The sequence below is a fragment of the Salipaludibacillus sp. CF4.18 genome, assembly GCF_051262595.1.
GTDB classification, from domain to species: domain Bacteria; phylum Bacillota; class Bacilli; order Bacillales; family Salisediminibacteriaceae; genus Salipaludibacillus; species Salipaludibacillus neizhouensis.
In genome coordinates, this window is the sequence record NZ_JBIMEV010000004.1 from 1 (window position 1) to 24418 (window position 24418).

At 38.2% G+C, this 24418-nt stretch carries 18 protein-coding genes, 1 pseudogene and 1 riboswitch; of the genes and pseudogenes, 8 read left to right on the plus strand and 11 right to left on the minus strand.

Features of this window, described 5'->3' with window-relative positions; translation table 11 throughout:
* Positions 1 to 53: 53 nt before the first annotated feature.
* The gene (locus ACHABW_RS03985; protein WP_435754148.1) at positions 54 to 1217 is read right to left on the minus strand and encodes an iron-containing alcohol dehydrogenase; all 1164 of its coding nucleotides are present in this window, start codon (positions 1215 to 1217) and stop codon (positions 54 to 56) included.
* A 167-nt stretch (positions 1218 to 1384) separates the two neighbouring features.
* Between ACHABW_RS03985 and ACHABW_RS03990 the strand changes: the two genes are divergently transcribed.
* The 5 genes from ACHABW_RS03990 (at position 1385) to ACHABW_RS04010 (ending at position 6185) form a co-directional block, all read left to right on the plus strand.
* A complete protein-coding gene (locus ACHABW_RS03990; RefSeq protein WP_435754149.1) occupies positions 1385 to 1960 on the plus strand; it encodes a glycerol-3-phosphate acyltransferase in 576 nt (191 codons plus the stop codon).
* Positions 1957 to 3540 (plus strand): aminotransferase class V-fold PLP-dependent enzyme, encoded by a 1584-nt coding sequence (locus ACHABW_RS03995; protein WP_435754150.1) that lies wholly within the window; start codon positions 1957 to 1959, stop codon positions 3538 to 3540. Before ACHABW_RS03990 ends, ACHABW_RS03995 begins: the two co-directional genes overlap by 4 nt.
* 115 nt (positions 3541 to 3655) lie before the next feature.
* A riboswitch (SAM riboswitch) is annotated at positions 3656 to 3757 on the plus strand.
* A 74-nt stretch (positions 3758 to 3831) separates the two neighbouring features.
* On the plus strand, positions 3832 to 4935 hold the full coding sequence (locus ACHABW_RS04000; RefSeq protein ID WP_435754151.1) for a 5-methyltetrahydropteroyltriglutamate--homocysteine S-methyltransferase: 1104 nt from the start codon (positions 3832 to 3834) through the stop codon (positions 4933 to 4935).
* Positions 4936 to 5176: 241 nt separating this feature from the next.
* A complete protein-coding gene (locus ACHABW_RS04005; RefSeq protein WP_435754152.1) occupies positions 5177 to 5560 on the plus strand; it encodes a hypothetical protein in 384 nt (127 codons plus the stop codon).
* Entirely contained in the window at positions 5484 to 6185 is a 702-nt protein-coding gene (locus ACHABW_RS04010) for an O-methyltransferase (protein ID WP_435754153.1), read from the plus strand. Before ACHABW_RS04005 ends, ACHABW_RS04010 begins: the two co-directional genes overlap by 77 nt.
* 99 nt (positions 6186 to 6284) lie before the next feature.
* Here the strand turns inward: ACHABW_RS04010 and ACHABW_RS04015 are convergent, their stop codons facing one another.
* Positions 6285 to 9080: a PBP1A family penicillin-binding protein gene (locus ACHABW_RS04015; RefSeq protein ID WP_435754154.1), complete on the minus strand. Its 2796-nt coding sequence runs from the start codon at positions 9078 to 9080 to the stop codon at positions 6285 to 6287.
* A gap of 330 nt (positions 9081 to 9410) precedes the next feature.
* On the opposite strand from ACHABW_RS04015, the pseudogene ACHABW_RS04020 reads away from it, so the two are divergent.
* Positions 9411 to 11146 (plus strand): annotated as a pseudogene (locus ACHABW_RS04020) (ABC transporter ATP-binding protein).
* 227 nt (positions 11147 to 11373) lie between these two features.
* Here ACHABW_RS04020 and ACHABW_RS04025 read toward each other — a convergent pair.
* Complete coding sequence (locus tag ACHABW_RS04025; protein WP_435754155.1) at positions 11374 to 11838, minus strand: hypothetical protein; 465 nt, start codon at positions 11836 to 11838, stop codon at positions 11374 to 11376.
* 633 nt (positions 11839 to 12471) lie between these two features.
* Between ACHABW_RS04025 and ACHABW_RS04030 the strand changes: the two genes are divergently transcribed.
* Entirely contained in the window at positions 12472 to 13995 is a 1524-nt protein-coding gene (locus ACHABW_RS04030; protein ID WP_435754156.1) for a BCCT family transporter, read from the plus strand.
* Positions 13996 to 14257: 262 nt separating this feature from the next.
* Positions 14258 to 15694: a L,D-transpeptidase family protein gene (locus tag ACHABW_RS04035; protein ID WP_435754157.1), complete on the plus strand. Its 1437-nt coding sequence runs from the start codon at positions 14258 to 14260 to the stop codon at positions 15692 to 15694.
* A 272-nt stretch (positions 15695 to 15966) separates the two neighbouring features.
* On the opposite strand, the gene ACHABW_RS04040 is transcribed toward ACHABW_RS04035, so the two are convergent.
* The 8 genes from ACHABW_RS04040 to ACHABW_RS04075 form a co-directional block, all read right to left on the minus strand.
* Positions 15967 to 17565 (minus strand): xylulokinase, encoded by a 1599-nt coding sequence (locus ACHABW_RS04040; protein WP_435754158.1) that lies wholly within the window; start codon positions 17563 to 17565, stop codon positions 15967 to 15969.
* 263 nt (positions 17566 to 17828) lie between these two features.
* Positions 17829 to 19193 carry a 23S rRNA (uracil(1939)-C(5))-methyltransferase RlmD gene (gene rlmD, locus ACHABW_RS04045; protein ID WP_435754326.1) on the minus strand — a complete coding sequence of 455 codons (1365 nt, stop codon included), beginning with the start codon at positions 19191 to 19193 and terminating at the stop codon, positions 17829 to 17831.
* A gap of 266 nt (positions 19194 to 19459) precedes the next feature.
* The gene (locus ACHABW_RS04050; protein WP_435754159.1) at positions 19460 to 20221 is read right to left on the minus strand and encodes a transposase; all 762 of its coding nucleotides are present in this window, start codon (positions 20219 to 20221) and stop codon (positions 19460 to 19462) included.
* A gap of 553 nt (positions 20222 to 20774) precedes the next feature.
* Positions 20775 to 21050 carry a hypothetical protein gene (locus ACHABW_RS04055; protein ID WP_435754160.1) on the minus strand — a complete coding sequence of 92 codons (276 nt, stop codon included), beginning with the start codon at positions 21048 to 21050 and terminating at the stop codon, positions 20775 to 20777.
* Positions 21043 to 21813 (minus strand): hypothetical protein, encoded by a 771-nt coding sequence (locus ACHABW_RS04060; protein WP_435754161.1) that lies wholly within the window; start codon positions 21811 to 21813, stop codon positions 21043 to 21045. Before ACHABW_RS04060 ends, ACHABW_RS04055 begins: the two co-directional genes overlap by 8 nt.
* A gap of 34 nt (positions 21814 to 21847) precedes the next feature.
* The gene (locus ACHABW_RS04065) at positions 21848 to 22225 is read right to left on the minus strand and encodes a hypothetical protein (protein WP_435754162.1); all 378 of its coding nucleotides are present in this window, start codon (positions 22223 to 22225) and stop codon (positions 21848 to 21850) included.
* A 152-nt stretch (positions 22226 to 22377) separates the two neighbouring features.
* The gene (locus ACHABW_RS04070) at positions 22378 to 23196 is read right to left on the minus strand and encodes a phosphate/phosphite/phosphonate ABC transporter substrate-binding protein (protein ID WP_435754163.1); all 819 of its coding nucleotides are present in this window, start codon (positions 23194 to 23196) and stop codon (positions 22378 to 22380) included.
* Positions 23197 to 23217: 21 nt separating this feature from the next.
* Positions 23218 to 24345, minus strand: a complete 1128-nt coding sequence (locus ACHABW_RS04075) for an acyl-CoA dehydrogenase family protein (protein ID WP_435754164.1) — start codon at positions 24343 to 24345, stop codon at positions 23218 to 23220.
* Positions 24346 to 24418: the final 73 nt, after the last annotated feature.

The following is a 24418-nucleotide window of genomic DNA, read 5'->3' on the forward strand; positions in this document are numbered from 1 at the left end:
AAAAAAGAAGTGAGCACAGGGCTTCACTCCTTTAGATCCGCTTGCTTCTATTTCTATTTTGCCAGTTGATAAATTTCAAATACATCCTTTTCGGCTAACTTAATAAAGTTTCCTATTGGAACTCTTTCCGTACCTTTTCTAGCCATTTCTTCAAAATGTTCCTCCCCAATATCCACTTCCTTTAATTTCACAGGCATTCCAATCGAACGGAAGAATTGCTCTGTCTTTTGAATACCTTGAAGGGCTGTCTTTTCCAAATCATTTAAATCTATTTCTACATCCCATACACGGTTAGCAAACTGAACAAAACGATTGACGTCATGTTTATAGACATATTTCATCCACGCTGGAAAGATGATTGCTAAGCCGGCGCCATGAGCAATATCATATATACCGCTTATTTCATGCTCAATATCATGACTGCCCCAATCACCTATTCTACCAGTATTGAGAGAGTCATTATGTGCGATCGTTCCTGCCCACATGATCTCCGCCCTTGCATCATAATTAGTTGGTTCGTCAAGAACAGTATGTGCATTATTTATGATTGTTTTCAAGGTCGCTTCACATAATCGATCGGTTAATTCCACGTTCTTTTCTCTTGTAAAATATCTTTCCAAAATGTGTGACATCATGTCGGTAATTCCGCAAGCTGTCTGATACGAGGGTAACGTGTAGGAAAGAACCGGATTTAATATCGCAAATCTGGGCCTCATCGTTTCATGACCAACTGCCCTTTTATAAGATCCGTCCTCGTTTGTTATCACACTTCCTCCACTGCTCTCACTACCTGCTGCCGGAATTGTTAAAATAACACCTAGAGGTAAACAATCAGTTACAGAACTCTTTCCATCAAAAAAGTCCCAGACATCCCCCTCATAATTCGCTCCAGCAGCGATTGCTTTTGCCGAGTCAATGACACTTCCTCCACCTACAGCTAGAATAAAGCCAATGTTATTTTCTTTACATAGATTGACCCCTTCTCGAACAAGGCTAACTCTTGGATTAGGCTTCACACCACTCAACTCAACTATCTCTATTCCCTGCGCCTGCAAAGACTCAACAACTCTTTGATATAATCCACTGTTTTTAATGCTTCCTCCACCATAATGCAACAGAAGTTTCTTTCCATACTTCTTGGCCTCTTCACCGACTACCTTTTCTTCATCTCTACCAAAGATGATTTTAGTTTCATTTTGAAAAACAAAGTTTTGCATAAACATCTCCTCCTGGTAATAGTTTAATTTATTTCACAAGGTAATAGCAATCGCTTACACTTACGATCATAGGGACGGTTCTCTGCTTCATTTCTTCTTGAGAAATGAAGCAGAGAACCGTCCCCTCGTGTTATGATAAAAATAAAAAAAAGAAAGGTAAAATTTGTATGAGTGTCCTTTTGTTTTTACTTTGCTCCTATTTAATAGGATGTTTTATGACAGGGAATCTAGTCGCTTATTTTTCTGGAGTAAACCTACTTAACCACGGCAGTGGAAATATCGGAGCCCGAAACGCAGGTCGGGTTTTAGGAAAAATGGGATTTATAGTGACGTTTATCGGGGATGCTGCCAAAGGAGCTCTTGCTATTGGTGGGGCTATTTTGCTCGGATATGACGAAGTATTTCAACTATTCGCTTTAATATGTGTCATTTCGGGACACATATGGCCCATTTTATACCGTTTTCGAGGCGGTAAAGGTATTTCAAGCCTTGTCGGCGGTTTAGCTGTCTTTAACGTACTATTACTTCTCATGATTGTTATTATTTTTGTAGTCCTCTTCATTTTTTTGAAAAGTTTTAGCTTCACCGGTCTCATCTCATTTCTATTTTCGCCTTTTCTTTCGTATTTACTCTATCAAAATAGTTTTATTTTTTGGATACTTTTTCTCAATATCGGAATCGTTTTTTATGCTCACCGCGAAAATGTTGTTGAAATAATTCATGTAAAGGAGAAATCATTATGAGCTATACTTTTAACATTGCTTCCCAACAAAGTGAGTTTGACCAAATTCATCATTTAAATTATAAAACTTTTGTAGACGAAATTCCTCAACACGAGACGAACCAGTCTAAAATACTCGTCGACAAATTTCATGAAGAAAATACATACCTTATTTGTTGTAAGGATAACCGTGTAATTGGAATGTTGGCAATTAGGGACAACCGACCTCTTTCATTGGAAAATAAACTTGAAAATTTAGAAGAGCTACTTCCTAAAGGATATGATCATTATTGTGAGATAAGGTTATTAACCGTAGAAATAGAATATAGAATAGGACGTGTATTTAGAGGTTTGTCCCAGTTATTGGCAAGGTATTGCATTCAAAAAGGCTATGATTTAGGGCTGATATCAGCAACAACGCGACAATTAAAATTATATAAACAGCTAGGATTTCAACCGTTTGGTGATTTAGTTGGCAGTGAAGGGGCTTTCTATCAGCCTATGTATCTAACCAAAGAAACGTTTAATGAATCGACTGCCGGTAAGGTTGCATCTAAGCCAATCAGTTTCCTTCCAGGTCCAGTTCCCGTCCATCAATTTGTTCAAAAAGCCCTTGCATCCGATCCGATTCCACACCGTTCCAATCAGTTTCAACTTTTGATGGATAGTGTGAAACAATCTCTTCTTTCCATGACATCTGCTAATTATATGGAGGTTCTTGTCGGCACGGGTACATTAGCTAATGATGTCATTGCTGCTCAGCTTTCATTGCATCAAGGAAAGGGATTAATTCTCCTAAATGGAGAGTTTGGTCAACGTATAAAAGATCATGCTTTACGGGCAAATCTATCTTTTGAAGTCATAGACAAATCCTGGGGAACTCCTTTTTCTGATGCTGAAATTATATCAAAAATAGAAAAAGGTGATATTTCCTGGCTATGGATGGTTCACAGTGAAACATCGACTGGAATGCTGAATTCGGTTGAAAAAATCAAAGAAATATGTGAACGTTATCAAGTTCATCTATGTTTAGACTGTATAAGTTCTTTAGGAGCCCTTCCGCTGGATCTGCAAGGTGTTTATCTGGCCTCCGGTGTTAGTGGCAAGGCAATAGGCTCCTATACAGGCTTATCTTTTGTTTTTCATCAAGAAAATATACCCCCTTCTAACCGATTACCGCGATACCTTGATTTAGGGATGTATCAAATGCAAAATAGTGTTCCATATTCTCATACTTCTAATTTAATGTGCGCCTTAAAGGAAGCTTTAAAACAGTATGAGAATAATAAAAGATACGATAAAATTGCTGCTGATATCTCGTTAGTTCGCGCCTCACTAGCTGAAGCTGGCATCCCTGTTTTATTAAGTGCAGAAAATTCGTCCCCAGTTATTATCACTATTCCATTGCCATCTGATTATTCGTCTACTGAAATAGGAACCTACCTTGAACTGCAAGGAATCTTCGTTCATTTTGAAAGTGACTATTTAAAACAACGAAACTGGATTCAAATTGCCTGTTTGGGCGAATATAAAAAACGAGATCTCACTAATATGGTCAAGACACTACATCAAAAGATTAAAACCCCTCAAGGGCAATCGTAGGGACGGTTCTCTGCTTCATTTCTCTACGGGAAATGAAGCAGAGAACCGTCCCCTTGTATACTTGACATACTAGAAAAAAGACTGTATCTTTAGATTTAATTGAATATTTGAATCATTCTTATCAAGAGAGGTGGAGGGACTGGCCCTTTGAAACCTCGGCAACAGACTTTTCTCAAGTACTGTGCTAATTCCAGAGCGATTTGCTTGAAGATAAGAAGAGAATGGCGGTTATTCCCCCCTCTTCTTCATTGAAGCGGGTTTTTTTAATTTTACAGAAAGAAGGGATTATTTATGTCAAGTACTATCACTAAGGCTCCTTTTAGAGCAGATCATGTAGGGAGTTTACTTCGCCCGGAAGTTTTGCATCAGGCAAGAAAAGATTTTAAAGAAGGTAACATTTCAGCGGGACAATTGAGAGAAGTGGAGACTCAGGAAATCAAACACATTGTTGATAAACAAATTGAAGTTGGACTTCAAGCTGTTACAGATGGCGAATTCAGACGCAGATTCTGGCACACTGATTTCCTAGAGCATTTAAATGGAATTGAAGGCTATGTTCCTGAACACGGTTATAAATTTGATGGGATTGAAACAGAAAGATATGACATCCGTTGTAACGGAAAAATTTCCTTTAATCCTAATCATCCATTCATCGAGGATTTCATTGAATTTAAAGAAATTGTCGGCGACAGAGCTGTGGCAAAACTAACGATTCCGAGTCCAAACCAACTATTTAATGCTGGAATTCAGAATCCCGAGTTTTATCCAGACCTGGAGGAATTCACAAACGATATTATCCAAGCTTACCGGGATGCGATTAAAGCATTTTACGACGCTGGGTGTCGCTACATACAATTAGATGATGTATATATTGCTGGACTGTGTGCACCTACACTACCATTCAGTTCTAGTAATTTAACTAGAGAAAAATTAATTGATCTAGCACTCCATGTTGTAAACAGTGTTCTTGAAGATAAACCAGAAGATTTAACGGTGACTACCCACCTTTGCCGTGGAAACTATCGCTCTACATGGGCCTTTGAAGGGGCATATGACAAAATAGCTCCTACATTGTTTGCGAAAGAAAATGTAGATGGCTTTTTCCTTGAATATGACGATGATCGTTCAGGGGATTTCAAACCTTTGGAGTACATTCCTAATGGAGGAGCGCAAGTTGTACTTGGTATATTCACATCAAAGTTTGGTGAACTAGAAGATAAGGAAACTATTAAAGCTCGCGTTCAAGAAGCAACGAACTATGTACCTTTGGAGCAATTATGCATAAGTCCGCAATGCGGATTTGCGTCCACTCACCACGGCAACAAACTTACGGAAGATGAGCAATGGGCAAAACTCAAATATATTGTAGATGTCGCTAATGAGATTTGGGAGTAATTTCCCTTAAACTAAAAAGAAAGGATTCGCCTTGTAATGGAGGTGGATCCTTTCTTTTTCTGTATATCGCATTTATTTATGACTTCAGCGAAATAGTTACATATTTTCATCTCAGATTTCGATTCAATCGCTTACTTCTAAAAACTTAGTGGGTTTAAATTGACAAATTTGTATACACTCGTATACAATTGGCGATATACCAAATGTATACAAACGTATACATTAAAAGGAGGGCTATACGGTGAAAGAGGATGACTTAAACGATTTTAAAAAAAAGGACCATCACCGAGGTGATGGTCATAAAGGAAAAGACCATCGTTCTCATCATCGTGGTCCAAAAACCTTTCGGCGAGGGAGAGCAATCGCCTTTTTAGAAATGATGAACCTTAAACGGTCCACGATTAAGCAGCAGTTAGAAGAACAAGAGTTTCAATCTATTAATCAACTTCTTATTGGTGAATTAAAAGCAATGGATATGGTCATCAACGAATTCATTCAATTATTCGGAATGGATGAAAGTGAAGAAACGGAAACAATTGATAAGAAAGATGAAAACACGGAAAATTCTTCATCAGATAATAAAGAAAAAAGTGAGAAAGGGATTGATTCCAATGAAACAAGTTAACAGGTATATCGATTCAGTTTTTAATAAAGAAGATGCTCTATTAGAAGAGGTCATCTTGTCTATCAAAGAAAACGAAATGCCTCCTATATCAGTTTCTCCATCGTCAGGAAAACTTTTAACGATGCTTATATCGATTTCAAAAGCTAAAAATGTACTGGAAATAGGGGCCCTTGGGGGTTACAGTGGCATTTCAATTGCCAGAGGATTCGGTAAAGAAGGACGATTAACTTCTCTTGAATTAAAGGAGAACTACTCAAAACTAGCACATAATAATTTGTCTAAGGCGGGCTTTGCAGATCAAGTACAATATATTACAGGACCAGCCTTAGATAGTCTTGAGAAACTAGTTGGGGACCATAAGCAATTTGATTTTTTCTTTATTGATGCTGACAAAGAAAATTATGAAAACTATTTAAATTACTGCATTAAATTAGCGGAACCAGGTGCTTTAATCGTTTGTGATAACGTACTTGCTGGTGGCAGTGTCGCAGACCAGGACGCAAAACCTAAACGTTATACTGAATTTATGAAGAAATTCAATCAGACAGTGGCCAATCATCCTCAATTAGAGTCACTGCTTATTCCACTCGGTGATGGTATGACAATGTCTAAGGTAATCAAATAAAAGGATATATGTGTTTGATAAAATTAGTCCGCCTGTAGCGTATGCTTACCTCTGGTCGAAGGAAGAAGTCTCTCCTCTAATAAAAGACTTCTTCTTCTCTTAATCTTCGTTAGTATCTTCTTGGTTCAAAGCTTCTTCTTCACCTGTTGTATTGCTGGTATTCGTATCATCTTGTTCCGGATCTGCTTCTTTTTCTGTTGTATTTTTTTCTTCCGCACTATTTGATTCTACCTCTGCATTTGTCTGCTCTTGCTCCGTTTTATTTGCACTTTCATTCCCTTCTGTCTGCTCAGGTTCTGATTCCACCTGATTTACTTCTGACTGTTCTGTCTCCGATTCTACTTCGTTTAGCTGCTCTTGCTCTGCTTCTTCTAAACTTTCATTTCCTTCTGTCTGCTTCTCCGGGTCTGTTTCTGTCTCATTTTCTTCTGTTGCTTCGGGCGTCGGCTCAGACTCTATTTCTTCATTTCCTTCTGTTTTCTCTTGCTCCGCTTCACCTACGCTATTCTCTTCTCCAGATTCCACAGGTTCTGCTTCTGGTTTATTTTCTTCTGTCTGTTCTGACTCCGTTTCTTCTTGTTGTTCATTTCCTTCATTTTGCTCTGGCTCCGCTTCTTCTAAATTTTCACTTTCTTCCGTTTGTTCCGGCTTTGCTTCTTCATCTTCCACGTTGCCTTCCGGCTGGTCTGATTCCGAACCTTCTCCCTCTTCATTCCTTTCTGACTGCTCCGGTTCCGTCTCAGAGTCCTCTTCTACGTCTTGATCCACAGAGTTATCTTCCTCTATTTGATTGCTGTCGTTCGATTCCGATACCTCATCTTTAGATTCTGATTGCTTCCTCTCCAGCTCTTCTTCAACAAGACTGTATGCATCTTCAACAGTCGTTCCAGAAACAAATAATTCTGTTACAATATCATCCTTGTCTGAACTGCCAGTTGCTCTTTCACCAGTCGACGTATCAATGGTTATCTCTTCCACAGAATCAGGCTTCACGAAATCATGAGTCTCTTCATCTACCATCTCTGTCATTACTTCTTTAAATATAAGTCGCGCAATTTGCTTATCCTCATCTGTTTTTATATAGTTTCCATCACTCACTTGCGGGTATCCTGTCCATACAGCAACAGTATAATTTGAGGTATAACCAGCAAACCAAACGTCAGGTACGCCATCTGAAATAGTGTATTTTTGTTTTGTTTCTTCATTAAAGTTTGTCGTGCCTGTTTTTCCCGCAACTGCTACGCCTTCAATATTTGCCAGACGACCAGTTCCTTCTTCTACGACGGATTGCAGCATATCGGTTACCATATATGAGGTGGCATCACTCATTGCCTGCACCGGTTCAGGCTGCATATTAATCTCTTTCCCATCAGGAAATACTACTTTTCTAATCACATGAGGCTCATTATACATTCCCTCATTTCCAAATGCAGCGTAAGCACCAGCAAGCTGTAACGGAGAAATTCCTTCCTTAAGAGATCCTAGTGCATAAGATTCATAGAGAGGTCCTTCCATCGATAAACCAACATTGGAGGCAAATTCACTTGCCCGTTCACTCCCCACTTCCTGAAAAGTTTTAACAGCTGGTATATTCCATGATCGTGTTAATGCTTCACGCATGGATACAATCCCATGATAATTCCCATTATAATTAGTTATCACCTGATCAGAATCCGTATAAGTCATTTTTTCATCTTCTATTTGTTGATAGGTTGACCAGTTTAAGTACTCAATTGCCGGACCATAACTTAGTATCGGTTTAATTGTTGAACCTGGAGACCGTTGGGTATTTGTTGCATAGTTGGATCGACTCTTCCCGGACTCTTGATTCCGCCCGCCTCCTACTGCTTTAATTTCACCTGTTTTATTATCAATAAGTGTCAATCCTGCTTGAAAACGCTCGTCAGGATACGAGATATATTCATCCGAATTCAACACTTTCTCCACATGTTCTTGCGCGGTTTTGTCATAAGTCGTATAAATTTCCAGACCACCATTGTAAATCATGGAGGCATCTATCTCTTCCATGCTCTCAAGCTCTTTATAAACGAGGTCCATATATGCATCTGAAATCTCATAATTACTTCTATTTCCTTCGATCATATCTTCTATCGAGACACTTTTTGCCTCCTCGTACTCTTCGTCTGTGATAAAACCTTGATCCTTCATCACAAATAACACCGTATTACGACGCTCTTCTCCTAGCTCAGGATGTTGAAATGGATCATAGCCAGACGGCCGTTGAGGAAGGCCTGCTAATAAAGATGCTTCTTCAATCGTTAACTCCTCCAGAGTTTTCCCGAAGTAAGCATCAGCTGCACTAACAATTCCGTGAGCACCATTACCAAAGTAAATTTTGTTTAAATAAAACTCCAGAATTTCATCTTTCGTATATTTTTTCTCTACTTCAAGAGCCAGATAGGCTTCTTGAACCTTTCTTTCTATTGATTTCTCCGAGGTTAAAAGAGAGTTCTTAACTACCTGTTGCGTTATCGTACTCCCTCCTTCAGAGCCAAAACCATCCGTAATATTTGATAAAACAGCTCCCCCAATCCTTTTTGCATCAAGACCTGAATGTTCATAAAAACGAGTATCTTCTATAGCAATGAATGCATCTCGAACATGTTGCGGAATATGTTCAATCTGAGTAGATTGACGGTCTTCTCCATTATCTAAAGTGACCATTTGTTCACCTGTATGATCATATAATGTAGATGAGTTCGAATATATAAAGGTATCATCATCAATAGACGGAGCACTCTGAACCAGGCTATAAACATGGATGCTGCCAACTACCCCGGTTACAAGGAAAAATAGCAAAAATATTATAATAGCCCTCATAAGAAAAGATTGCTTTTTACTTCTCTTTTTTGTTGCACGTTTTTTCTCCATCATTTACCTCCCAATAAAATCTAAACCTAAACTATTAGATTCCCAACTCGATAAAAACTAAAACAAGGGAAAAAATGGAGTTTTATAGCTTTTGTAAAATATAGAGTGGGAAAAAATCACTCGGTTTAAAAAGTTCCTACATAATGAAAGAATTACCAATTACTGTGAATCCCTATATGAATTCGTTGTATAATGGTTAAGGCAATATCTTGAAACTTTAGTGACATAGAATCGTACTCTTCGATATAAGGAGGCTATGCTTTAATAACCGAAATGATACATACCCTTGCATTTTAAAATTAAAATTCATAGAAAAAGAAGGTGTTTATTAGAATGACAAAGGAACAACCAAAGACACTAAAACCTTTTCTCTCTCTTATACTATCTACCAAAATACCTAAAATTGCATTGACTCTAGGGTTAGTTGGAAGTCTCATTACCAACTAGTAGGGCTTTCCATCCCACTGCTCACAAGAGAAATGGTCGACGGATTTTCAATGGAATCATTAAATACTTTTCTAATTGGGATCATCATTATCGTTTTTATTTTGCAAGCAGTCATCGATGGATTATCCATGTATGCCCTGGCATTTGTCGGGCAAAAAATAGTCGCCAACCTCAGAGAGAAAATGTGGTTCAAACTTTTACGCTTACCAGTCAATTATTATGACAAAAATAAAAGTGGAGAAACGGTTAGTCGTGTTGTCAATGACACAGGGATTGTAAAAGACCTAATCTCCCAACACTTCCCTCAGTTTATCGGTGGCGTTATTACCATTATTGGTGCTGTGACGATTTTGCTGTTTATGGATTGGAAAATGACTTTATTAATGTTAATTGCTGTTCCAATCACTGTCCTTTTTATGGTGCCACTTGGAAGCAAAATGTCGAAAATATCGCGTGGTCTGCAGGATGAAACGGCAAGTTTTACAGGAAGTGTGCAGCAAACACTTAGTGAAATCCGTTTAATGAAAGCATCCAATGCAGAAAGCACAGAGGAAAAGAAAGGGCTATCTAGAATTAATAAGCTTTTCTCTTATGGATTAAGAGAAGGACTTATTTTTGCGCTCGTTGCCCCACTGATGTATCTCGTCGTCATGGTCGTTATTGTCATTATTATCGGATACGGAGGAATTCGAGTAGCAGAGGGCACCATGACCACTGGCTCGCTTGTTGCTTTTTTACTCTATCTCTTCCAAATCATCTTCCCGATTACGTCGTTCACCATGTTTTTTACCCAATTACAAAAAGCAAAGGGTGCCACGGAACGAATTATTGATATATTAAAAATTAACGTAGAGGACGGCCAAGAAGGAAAAGACATAGATATCGCCAATCAAGCCATCTATGTTAGGAATGTATCCTTCTCCTACAGTAAAGAGGAAGCTGTCATAAAAGACGTTTCCTTTGACGTGCAGCCGGGAATGATGGTTGCTTTTGCAGGTCCAAGCGGTGGTGGTAAAACGACGATGTTCGGATTGCTGGAGCGCTTTTACGTCCCAACTTCAGGTGACATTATAATTGGAACCACACCTATTAAAGAGTTGTCTATGAGTTCCTGGAGAAGTCAAATCGGGTATGTTTCACAAGATAGTCCGATGATGGCAGGTACGATCCGTGAAAATCTTTGTTACGGGTTAGAAGATCGACAAGATATTACCGACGATCGTCTATGGGAAGTGGCGAAAATGGCCTATGCTGCAGAGTTTATTAAAGAGTTTCCAAAAGATCTCGATACGGAGGTTGGAGAACGTGGCGTGAAAGTATCCGGCGGTCAAAGGCAACGTATTGCCATCGCCCGTGCATTTCTGAGAGATCCCAAGATTTTAATGATGGATGAAGCAACTGCGAGTCTTGATAGCCAATCGGAAGGAATCGTTCAACAAGCTTTGGCTCGTTTAATGGAAGGCAGAACGACCTTTGTCATCGCTCACCGGTTATCGACCATCGTAAACGCTGATAAAATCATTTTTATTGAAAAAGGCCAAATAACCGGAATTGGTAATCACCCCGAGCTCGTTCAATCACATGAGCTCTATAGAGAGTTTTCGGAACAGCAGTTGACTTAAAAAGAATTTATATACTTAGTGGATTACCGATAAATATTATAAGAGGATGTTCTAAAAGGTAGTTTTTTTACTTTTTTCAACATTCCCTAGTGTTATTTTATACATCTCCTTGCTTACTCTGGAAACAATCTTCGCAACGCGCTTGATTCGTTAGTGAAACAAAAAAGCAATGCTCCGATTATTAAAGCATCGCCACCTGCCAGTTTCAGAAAAAAATTATAAAAGTTTTAGTTAGCATCTTTATTACTTTGTAAATCTTTTTCATACCAAATCTGAAAACCATATATTAAAAGGGCTACTCCGATCATAATTAAATAAGTAATATCTGGTGACATTTCGCCTGAAGCTAATCCAAGTTTTTGTTGGATTGGATACCATAAATATATGTATACACCATCCAATATTAGGTTTGTTATTAAATAAATAGTAAATTTTCCGTAGGTTAACTTAAAAATCCATAATGTTGCTACTAAATATGCACTATATACCCAAGGAATATTTGCGACTTTGTCCCAGTCAAAAAGCCCAGGTTCTCTCCACCAATTATAATGATATGCCGCTTGGTAAATAAGAGTGTTGATTACAGTAACAAACAATGCAACTGGAAGAAATCTTCTAAGAGTTTTATCTCCTATTAACAACAGAGATGCAATAGGAACTAGAAACATTAGCCATAGTATTACTTGTTTCACATTAATTCTCCTTATCGATCAATAATTCAGTTTATCTAATTATTCTTCCCCATATGTTAGATTCAATGTATTGATGGCCCCTATATATTTAGTTATGCACTTCCTCCTTTTTCCACTCTAAACAAGTTCTCTTATATTTTTCTATTAACGTTTGATCTTAAAAATACAATTTCCCATATTTATACACCAGACTTCTACAATATACGACATAAACCGAACATTATTAAGATATAATAGTGTTCACATACTCTAATAAGGACTAGTAAGTCTAAAACTCGAATAGAGCCCGAATTTCACATGTGCTAATAGGACTTTATTCGTTTACACTATAAAAGCCCCCTTTTATTTTATTTAAATTCTTATTTACCTCTTTACTATTATTCCTTCATTTATCTCGCACCAAATTTTCTCACAGATAGACTGTTGCAAAGGTGGATAAGTTATTAGAGAGTTTGATGGTTTGCCTAAAAATTTATATTTGGTGTTAGTGATTTAGTTAACTAATTTTAAGGGTTAGTAAATTTCTTAAAAAAATTAGTTCTTTTTAATATGGGTTTTACATTTTTATATGTTTCTCCAATCGAAGTAAAGCCCACTTCGAACAAATCAAAAATGGGAGTTGTTTTTTAAAATATGAAGAATGCTTCAGTTGTTTTTTACGCATCATTAGTGATAGTGGCAGGTATTGTTCTAATGGGAATAGCAATGCCTGAATCGTTAGAGAGTATAACTAGAAACACACGAGGTTTTATTACCAGTTCATTCGGTTGGTATTACTTAGGAATAGTATCCGTATTTGTATTCGTATGTTTTTATTTATTAGTGAGTCCAGTTGGTCGAATTAAACTTGGAAAACAAGAGGACAAGCCTGAATTTTCGCGACCAACATGGCTCGCAATGCTTTTTAGTGCAGGTGTTGGTATTGGTTTAATTTTCTATGGTACAGCCGAACCCATTAGTCACTACGCAGTAAGTTCACCTACAGGAGAAATTGGCACTCATCAAGGCATAAAGGATGCAATGAGGTTTACATTTTTTCACTGGGGTATACATGCATGGGCAGTCTATGGGTGCGTTGCCTTATCTATTGCTTACTTTACCTTTAGAAAAGGTGAACGCGTCTTAATTAGCAGAACATTAAGACCATTGATTGGCAAGCATACAGATGGACCAATTGGTAATGTTATTGATGTCATAGCTGTTATTTCAACTGTTATCGGGGTTGCAACAACACTAGGTTTTGGTGCAATGCAAATAAATGGAGGACTATTTTACTTATTTGGAATACCAATTAATATGACAACTCAAACTGTAATCGTCCTTATTGTTACAGCCTTATTTATGATATCTGCATTAACTGGTTTAAGCAAAGGCATTAAGATCCTAAGTAATTTAAATATGGGACTTTCCGCATTCCTTTTCTTAATTGTATTTGTATTTGGATCAACACTTTTCACTTTAAATTTATTTATTGATACTATAGGGGCTTACATGCAAAATTTCATTAATATGAGTTTTCGAATTGCCCCATTTAACGTAGAGGCTCGAAACTGGATTAATGATTGGACAATCTTCTATTGGGCATGGTGGATTGCTTGGTCTCCATTTGTAGGTATTTTTATCGCCAGAATATCCAAGGGAAGAACAATCCGTGAATTTGTTATATATGTTCTACTAGTTCCATCACTTATTGGTTTCCTATGGTTTACAACATTCGGAGGTGCAGCAATTACAGCAGAAATGTCTGGATTACTTTCAATATCTTCGTTATTACCCGAAGAATCGCTTTTCGGGGTTTTAGAAAGTTATCCATTTAGCATGGCATTATCCATTTTAGCCATTCTTATTATTGTTACGTTCTTTGTCACATCCGCAGACTCTGGTACATTCGTTATAGGTATGATGACAACTAACGGATCGCAAAATCCAAGTAATCAAATTAAGGTAATTTGGGGAATATTTCTTTCTATTACTGCTCTTGCTCTACTTTATTCTGGTGGATTGCAAGCTCTTCAAAACACTATGATCATTGCAGCTCTTCCATTTTCCGTTATTATGGGGCTCATGGTAATTAGTTTGCTTAAATCTTTACATAAGGAAGCAAGAGAGTTGGGAATTGGACAGATAATAACTAGGAAGAAAAAAGAAAACAAATGATAAACTAACCAATGAAAATGCTAAGGAAGATATATAAATGTATTTTGATTAAAGAAAGCCTTGTATCAACTCCAAGTTGATACAAGGCTTTCTAACTAACCAAGGTGATGTGTGACACCCTTAACTCTCCGAAAATACATTTTTGTATATTGTAAAATTACAGGAATATATTATAATCAAAGTAAATAATTTTTAGTAAAAATTGTAAATTGAGGGAAAATTTAAAGTCCAATAAGAGGACAAAGATTTTGGGGGAATTTATTTGGAGCAGGTGTTTAAACAGGCAGAGAATAATAGTTCACCGAAGAAACGAATCAGATGGTTTAAAAATTGGAAAATGATTATTTTAATTGTCATTATTCTCATTGCACTTATTTTTGCATCACTGTTTTTTTATCAGAAGACACATTTTAACTCGAATATTACGATTAATGACATTGAAGTCAGGGGGCTGACAGCTGATCGCGCACTTGAAAAATTACAAGCATCTGTATTAATTAATAATGTCTATATTGGAGAAGAAATCGTTACAGGAAAAGAGACACAAATGGCGTTTTCAGAAAGCGACTTGCCGGAGATTAAAAATTTACTGCAAAGGCAATGGACATTCTTTCCTTCTTCAGAAGCAAAAACATATTCCATAACACCAGTTATACAGGACAAATACCGCAGCGAAGAATTGAAAACGGAGCTTGAACAAGAACTCATCTACATGAATCAGGTTTTACAACCTCCCACAGACGCCAAGGCCAGTATTGAGAATGGTGAAATAATAATCTCTGAAAGCGCTGATGGGGAGCAATATGATGTCAGTAGTCTAATAGAGGAATACGACAACCATGAATATACGAGTGAGATTAATTTGAGCCCTGTTTATTTGCAGGCAGTAAAGGAAGACAGTGAGATCATACAGAACCAGGTGGAAAAACTCCGGAAATTCCTTGACCACAATGTGGAGTATGAAATCCAGGATCAAGTTTATTCATTAAAGGCCAGCGAACTTATTCTCGATGCTTCTCTATCGGAAAATATGGATGTGCTGATAGACTCTGATACTATATTTGAAAAAATCGCTGAAATTAATGATTCCCATTCCAACTTAGGAAAAGATTTCAGCTTTGAAACACATTCAGGTTCCGTTCTCTCCGTTAAGGGTGAAGGGTACGGCTGGGCGCTCGAGGCAGAAAAAGAAGCAGCTTTGATTAAGGAAGCCTTTGAGGCTGGTGAAAAATCAATTTCCCCTTCCAATATTTATGGGAATGGTTGGGAAGGCGAAGGTTATGGATACGAAACTACTTCAAATAACGGAATTGGTGATACTTATGCAGAAGTATCTATCAAAGATCAGCGTATGTGGATTTACAGAGACGGAGAATTAGTTGTGGACACTCATGTGGTGACGGGCAGACAAAGCACACAGCAGGATACAGCGCCGGGAGTATGGTATATCCTTTTTAAACGCACACCATATACACTTACAGGCACTTCCGCAGATAATTCCGAATATGCCTCCGATGTTGATTACTGGGCCCCCTTTACAAACAGCGGACAGGGATTCCACGATGCAGGTTGGCGCACGAACTGGTCAAGCAACGCCTACTCAACAGAAGGATCTAATGGTTGCGTTAACGTACCCCCGGATATTATGAAGAAAGTGTATGAAAATTTAAATGTTTATGATCCGGTTGTAATCTATTAAGAAAAACGGCATAGCCGTCTTTTATTAAATACAGCGTTATCTTTAGCCACCCCGGGTAGCACCTACGTAGTGCGTGTAGGTGCTACCCGAAAGGAAGGTGGGTTTCCCTTGACACGCGTGGCGTAAAGATAGCTGTCAACTTATACATTTTTATCTATTAAGAAAAACGCGCTTGTTAAATAATCGACAGGTTTACTCTCGCTTTTTCCACAATAGCATAGAAAAAAACGTGACAGGAGAATCCTCCTGCCACGTTTTAAATTACTAGACATTTATTTAAGATTGTCTACTGCAGCTCTTTCAATTCCAAGCCCTTTTTTGTAACGTTCCATAAATTGCTCAAATCCTTCGACATCTTTTGGATCTGGAGACATAGTCTTTACAGCTTGGTCTGCAAATACTTTCTCATTTAAAAACTCATCTAACGTTTCATTATCCTTTTTGTTAATCATATATGAGCCAAGCAGGGCAATCCCCCAAGCTCCGCCTTCTCCCGCTGTTTCCATCACAGACACAGGAACATTAAAAGCACCGGCCAAGATACCTTGCCCTACACCTTCTGTCTTAAATATGCCACCGTGACCTAAAATTTCATCCAGTTTTACTTTTTCTTCTTTGATTAGAATATCCATCCCTATTTTCATTGCGCCAAATGCAGTAAACAAATGAACTCGCATGAAATTTGCTAGATTGAAATTGCTATCTGTAGAACGAACAAACAATGGGCGACCTTCTTCAAAATGGGTCATGTGTTCACCGGATAGGTAACCGTAAGATAATAAGCCGCCACCATCAGGATCTCCTTGAAGAGCTTGTTTAAATAATGTTTCATATAACTTATTACGATCCACTTCCATCCCCATTGTTTTAGAAAATTCTTCAAATAATCCGATCCAGGCATTCAAATCTGAAGAACAGTTATTAGAGTGAGCCATCGCTACTAAATTCCCTGTAGGCGTGGTTACTAAATCAATTTCAGGATAGACTTTGGACAAATCTTTTTCCAATACTACCATTGCAAATGCAGAAGTGCCGGCAGAAACATTACCCGTACGCTTCGCTACGCTGTTTGTTGCGACCATACCAGTTCCTGCATCACCTTCTGGGGGACAAAGTGGAATCCCAGCCGCTAACTCTCCGGTAGGATCCAGAAGTTTCGCTCCTTCTTCTGTAAGTACACCTGCGTGCTCACCCGCTACCTTAACCTCAGGCAAAATATCTTCCAGTTTCCATGGTAAATTCTTAGAGGCAATTAATTCATTGAACTGATCGGTCATTGTTTGATTATAGTTTTTCGTTTTCAAGTCAATTGGAAATACACCGGATGCTTCCCCAACTCCTAAAACCTTTTCTCCAGTTAGTTTCCATTGGATATAGCCTGCTAGTGTTGTTTGGAAGCTAATATCAGTAAAATGTTCTTCTTGATTCAAGATAGCTTGATAGAGATGAGCAATACTCCATCTTTGCGGAATATTGTAGTTAAATAGTTTTGTCAATTCTGTTGAAGCCTGTTCGGTAATATTGTTGCGCCACGTGCGGAAAGGAACGAGAAGCTCCTCATCTTTATCGAAAGCCATATAGCCATGCATCATCGCACTAAAACCGATGGCGCCAACTGTATGTAGGGTGACTCCATATTGCTGTTTAACATCTGTAGCCATTTTTTGGTAGCTGTCTTGTAAACCCTTCCAAATATCCTCAACGCTATAGGTCCATAAGTTGTTTACTAAGCTATTTTCCCAGTCATGGTTTCCTGATGCAATCGGTGTATTATCTTCACCAATAAGAACTGCTTTAATACGTGTTGAACCAAATTCAATACCAAGTACTGTTTTGCCGCTTTGAATCGCATTTTTCACATCAAGACTCATATTTTTTCCTCCAATAATGAATTAATAACTCTATTATAAGAGATATGATAGAGTATTTCAATCATAGATATACGTACAATATTATACAAAATACGTTTTACGTTTTATGTCGAACGTATAAGTAATCTTTTTAGCTGTAGAAAGAGTAAGGCACGTCTGCAAAATTGGCAGGGGGAATGATCATTCAACAAAGATGTAACTAAAAAAAGAGCCCTTTCAAACAAAAAGGCTCCAAACACACTGGTATATCATTTTGTTTAGCTTCACAAAGTTAATAGTGCTACACACTCCACGTGAAGAGTATGCGGAAATAAATCGACTGGCTGAACATTTTTTAAGGTATAACCAAATTGTTCGAGCTCTTTCACATCCTCAGCAAAGCTTACTGGATTACAGGAGACATACACAATACGCTCCGGTTGTGAGCGCCCGATTCTTCTCATGACTTTTCCACCCGCACCTGAACGAGGTGGATCTAGTAAAAGTAACTCAGGCTTACCAAAGCTCTCTATTATTTCATCAATACCATTTCTCGCATCTTTAGCTAAAAACGTTGTATTCGAAATGCCATTATCTACTGCATTACGCTTAGCTGATTCAATCGAACTTTCGACAATTTCAATGCCGGCTAGCTTTTCTACTTTGCTGGCAAACGGCAGTGAGAACGTTCCTACTCCACAGAATAGATCAATCATCTTTTCGGTTTCTTGCGGTTTTCCTAACTCAAGAGCTAGTTCTACCAATTTTTCAGCCTGTGCTGGATTCGTTTGGAAAAATGTATCAAACCAGAGACGGAAACGGTACCCTGCCATTTCATCGTATATGAAATCACGCCCTGCTAGTTGATGAATTTTTTCTGCCTGTGTCCGATCAGCCCAGTCAGTATTTACAATCCACAAAAAACTTTTAACTTGAGAGAACTTCTCTCCGATCCGAGCAACTAAATCATCCACTGCTTTTTGCAGTTCTCCTTCAGGTCCTTCTGTAGCAAAAAGAGCGAGCATCATTTCCCCTGTAGCAAACGACTGTCTAACCATCAAGTGTCTAAGTAAGCCTTCATGTAATTCTTTGTGATAGCCTGCTAGTTGATGATCTTTCACCCACTCGGCTACAGCTATTGCCGCTTCCACCATTTCTTCCCCTGCAATTAAGCACGTATCTAAAGAAATAACTTTTCGGAAATTGCCTTGTTCATGCAAGCCAAGCGCCCCATCTGGAGCAAACGTAAATTCCATCTTGTTTCGATAACGCCATGGCTCGTCCATCCCAATGGTATCAAGTACAAGATTTGGATCAAATCCTTGATCTTCCAACGCCTGTTTAACAAGAGATGTCTTGTGACCTAACTGACCGGTATTATAATTCCAATGCTGCATGACACAGCCTCCACATTTATCAAAATGAGGACACGGAACGTCTACTCTATCTGGGCTGACTTCCAAAATCTCATCAAGTATTGCTTTTCTATTTTTACGCTCAGGACGATCCACTGTTACTTTTACCTTTTCACCAGGAAGCGTTTTTGGAACAGTCAGTTTTAGCTTTTTCTTATTTCCAAGTTCATTCTCCCGCCAAGTAACTGCTCGCCCTGCACCTCTTCTATCTATATTGTCTACCTCAACCACCATGGTTTCTCCATTAACAGTCAATGAATCTTCCTCCTTCTATACATATAACTCCTATATGATATAAAAATAATTTCCTTTTATAAAACTATGATATCCTCCCTTATTATAAAGGACAAATAACATTTGCGAAATCTCTTATTCCATAGCAGATATTAGCAACCATAGAATTTTGTCCCTCGGAGGGACATGGGGACAGGTCCCATGTCCCTCAAACATTATAGAAGCACGGGGGGATGCACGGAACCCCCGTTCCTTGGAAGATTCGATCACTTAATACGATCAATAACACTTTTCGAAATTCCGGTTATTCTCGAAATCTGGCGGATGGACACCCCCTTCCGCTTTTTAAGGGTAGAAACAACTGCATTTCTGTTTTCCATGTCCATTTGCTGAAGCATACTATTGCTCTTAACTCCTGCTGCTCGAAGAAATTCTCTAACCTGATTATCAGAAAATTTTACCCTTTCTTCTAGATCCAAACATTGATCATCATTAGTTTCTTGCATGTAAGCGACGAATCTTCCCACTGCGGTTTTTCTATTGATCGAAAATAAATTCAATGCCCTATCAATATCAGTGAATTTCACTTTATGAACATACTCATCGATACTCATCCAATCACTCTCCCAAACACTCTTTACCAACCCAGCCTTTAACGGATTTTGATGAATATACCTCAGTGCTATTATAAAATAAGCCTCGCTTTCAACATTTTCACTTTTAAATCTCTCCTGAAATAAATGGCCGCACCGCTCATATTTCTTGTTGTACCAGTACACATAACTCGAGCTGATTCTCTTTAAAGCAATTGACACGCACTCCTTCATTTCCTTAACTAACAGATGAACATGATTATCCATTAAACAATACCCATACAGTTGAAAACCGCTTACTTCTTTATACTTTGCTAGGGTCGCAATAAACTTGCTCTTATCCTCGTCATCTTCAAATATAGTTTGCCTATTAATACCTCTTAGCATCACATGATAGACACCTGTGCTGCTCTTTTTTCTTGCTTTCCTTGGCAATAAACACCACCTCACAAAAAGTTTTATACAAAACAAGGAAACAATGATTCCACCATTAGGAGTTACATTTGTAGGGGAGGTTTTTAATATATGAAGAGAATGTGCAGAAAAAACGTACGGGAAAGAGAGGACTGTTAACTTTATAACACTTAAAAATTGAAGAGAAATGTGATATGTGGTATAGAAGGAAGAATATTGAGGGGTAGAACAATATAAGATTATTATTCTACAAAAAGAACAAGAACCCTGCCAAATTAAAAATTTTTCATTAATTTCTTTCCAAAGAAACAATTACAGATAGAGGAGCAGGGACAAGGTACCTGTCCCTGTGTCCCTCCTCATACAAGCTTTTTAAATAGTACCTCAAGTTCCATAGATCTCTTCAAAGTATTGTAAACAGCTGAATTTTTAAGCGCCTTGGTGCAAAATTCAATAAAATCATTTTCCTCAAGATCAGCGAATAAATACACGGTTACGGTTATTTTTCTAATAAATGGTTCTTCATCATAACCTCTTACATCAAGCAAGGAGAGCGGATTTTCTAGCGATAGATTTAAAACTCCTTCAATCTCTTCAATAATGGAAGCCTTTTTTTCGACTGCTCTAAGAGAGTTAATATTATGCTACTTAAAACCGATCCTGCAAAGTATTCAAGGCTGCTGATTTTTTCGTCATCTGAATCAAAGCTTATTTGTTTTTCTATCTGGATACTGTTTTTGTTTGTGTAAATTTTGACAGATGAGAGATCATTTGATGTGCCCCTAAAATTCATATCAAATATCCTAGACTCATATAATGTGTTCACTTCATTCTTCGACTTGTTACTCATACTTTCTCCTTAACAAGGAAGCCGCTTCTGTCACTGATCGTATTTTTCCCGAGATATTTTCAAGTATGTTAACTGGACTGCATGAGAAGGTTGCAAAACCGCAATCAGGATTGAGCCATATCTTTTCATTCGGAAGGTAATTCATTGTCTCTTCCACTCTTGAGAGGATGGTGTCCACTGTCTCTATTTCGTCTGTTCGTGGATTCACCACTCCTAAACCAAGTGCTGTTTCCTCTCCAATTCTTGTATCAGCTAATAGTGAGCTCAGCTCCCCTGCCCTTGGTGTTGAGAATTCAAGTGTTAAAAGATCTGGATTCACGTTGGCAAATAACTCAAGTAGTGGAGTATATGGACCTGTTAATAATATGCTCTCATCTTTGCTCCAGTTACCTCTGCAGACATGAAGAGAAGCAACTGTCTTAGTTCTATCTATATGCTCCATAATTTGTCCAATCAAGGAACTAGCGAATTCGAGCTCCTCTTTAGGATCCTTTCTTTCGGAAAGAGCAGCGCACATAAATGACCTTGGATTTCCGTCAGTAAAGACTACCTCGGTCAAAACCGGTTCATCAAATTGAATCACATCGACTCCTATGTGGATTAGATTGTCTATCTCTTTCTTTAAAATTTTTATAACATCTTGCCCAAGTTCTTCCTTATTGTCGTAAAATTCACCTGAGAGATTAGGCACCCACATCGATCTAGTAAGGAGATAAGGACCTGGTAATGTTACTTTAACGGGTTTATCGGTATATTTCCTCAAAACCCTAAGCTCATCTGCGACAATATCACCTTTTTTATTTCAGTTTGCCGACACAAATAGCATTTTTAATACTGACTGCTGGAACATCGAGCGTGGTCAAAATGTTCTCAAAAGCTTTTTTATCATCAATATAATCAAGCATTTCACTCATGCTCATCATTCTTACGCCATCAATTTTATTGGAAACGAAGGACACATAGTTATCCCGTCCAATCTCTCCACTCGTGATTATGTCTATCCCCAGGTCCTCTTGTAACTTAATGACTTTTTGGGTTTCCATCTCAATAAGCTTGTTAAAGTCGTTAGGGTCCATAGTTCCTCTTCTAATCTTTCTGAGGGCGCTTAAAACCTCTTTAGATCTAGGCATGCTTCCCATTAAAGAAGTAGGAAAAAGCGGTAAAGAACTTTTCATGTTTTTCATCTCCTAAAGTCGATATAAATAGTTAAAAGAATAGTTAAAAGAGAAGCAATGGATAAACCACGCTTCTCCTTAGAATGCTACTAATAAACTAGTTTAATAGAAACGGTTTATTTATAGTAGCTTAAAGAATGATTCACCAGGAATTACTTATTAAAGAACTTGAGATAGTCAGTAGCTTCACGTAATTGCTGAAATCCTGTGATTCTGCCTTCAACCCATTCCTTCAAGCCTTCCATATCCATCATCTTCTTATGGTCTTCATTGTTGTAATCCATTTTATGAAGCACTTTTTCCCATTCTATGAACTTTTCAGTTGAAAAATCAGGATGTGCTACGAAAATACAATGGTCAAACAAAGCAGTTGTATCCATACAAACCAATTGATTTTCGTCAATAGTGCCATCCTTTATCCAAGCTTCCCAGTTTAAATCCAGAGTAACAGCTGCGTCTACAGTTCCTGTCATCAATGCTTTAATGGCATCTAACTCTCCACCAATATGGTCTCCATGCAGGCCGACGCCAACATTAAACATTTTCTCCGTGTAGTCCTCTCCATACTCTAGTCCATTTTTATATAAATGGTTGGTTGGTATCAACCTTGCTTGAGGCGAGTCTTTAGCTCCAAAGCCAATCGTCTTACCCTTTAGCTCAACAAGATTTGATATGCCACTATCTTTTCTGACTATGAAGCAGGTCTTTCGGTCTCTATCCGTATCTCTCATTGAACCCATCTGGCATTTCCCATCGGTTCTCGAATAAGTGTCCAACCACGCTAAAGGAGAATTCCAGGCGATATCTATTTCCTTGTTCATTAATCCGTCAACCTGACCTTCATAGTCCTTATAGAAGACACATTCTATTTCAAGTCCTTCCTCTTTGAAAAAATCAGCGATGACCCCCCAGATAACTGTAACTGTCGGATTATAAATAACAGCTCCTACTTTTATTCGATCGTTATTCAATAGACTCACTCCTTTTTGTTTTTATGGAATCATCTGTCCTGTTAGTGTTTTTCCAAGCCAAATCGTCAAAACGTCGGAACTTGGGGCCATAACTTGTCCAGCATATGAATCTCTCAGAAGTCTTTCAATAGGAAGAGCCTTATTATAAGCTTTTCCTCCTCCAACTCTCATTGCAAGTCTTCCGCATTCAATGGCTGCTTCTGAAGCAAAGACTCTTGCCGCTAAAATCTTTACAAGTGCATCAGATTCTTCATTGGCACCCGCACTCGCAGCGTCTAAAGTAATGGCTCTCGCTGCTGCCGCATTTTTATAGATATGTCCAATATGCGTTTGTACCATTTCAATAGTTGAAAGTGAACTTCCATCTGGATATTTCCTATCCACAGCATGATTGCTAACTTCTTCAAACATATGCATGGCAGTACCGCTGTATACTGATCCTAGTCCGGTGATGAAGAATGGTGCTACGACATTGAATACCTGATCTTCACCAGAACCTTCTTCTCCAAGACGGTAAGAGGAGTCCAACGTCACATGATCAATGTGCATTGGACATGACGAGTTACCCCTCATTCCAAGACCATTCCAATTAGACATTTCAAAAGTTAAGCCTTGTTTCTCCATAGGGAACACCCAGTTGTTTATTTTTCCTTCTTCAACAGATGGTGCAAGAACGAGATAGTAGGAAGCATACGTTGCAGATGTTACCATGCTCTTTGTTCCGTTAAAAATTGTGTTGTCACCGTTAACCTCAGCAGAAATTTCCGGATTATAGAAATGTGTTCCTGTTCCAATCTCGCTGAAGGCTAAAGCCAAGAATTCTCCTTTTTCTACGATGTCTAAAAAAATCTTTTTCTTAAGTTCGTCACTTCCATGAGTTACAACACACATTAATGCAACATTATGCATCATGTAGCAAAGAGCAGTTGTAGAACATGCCTCTGCAAATGCTAAACAAGCCTGAGCATGCTCTTCAAGCCCTTTGCCAAATCCACCATATTCTTCAGGCACAAGCAATTTCAAAAAGCCCTTTTCGCCTAGTTCCTTGAAGGATTCTTCAGGGAATTTCGACTCCTTATCTGTCAATTCCGTGTAAGGTTGTATGTAGGCCTTTGCAAAATCCTTGCCTTCTTGATATACATTGTTCATATTATCCTCCTCGTGATTTTATTTCTAGAATTTTAAGTCTACCAAAATCAAACTCCACTAGTTATTATTGTAT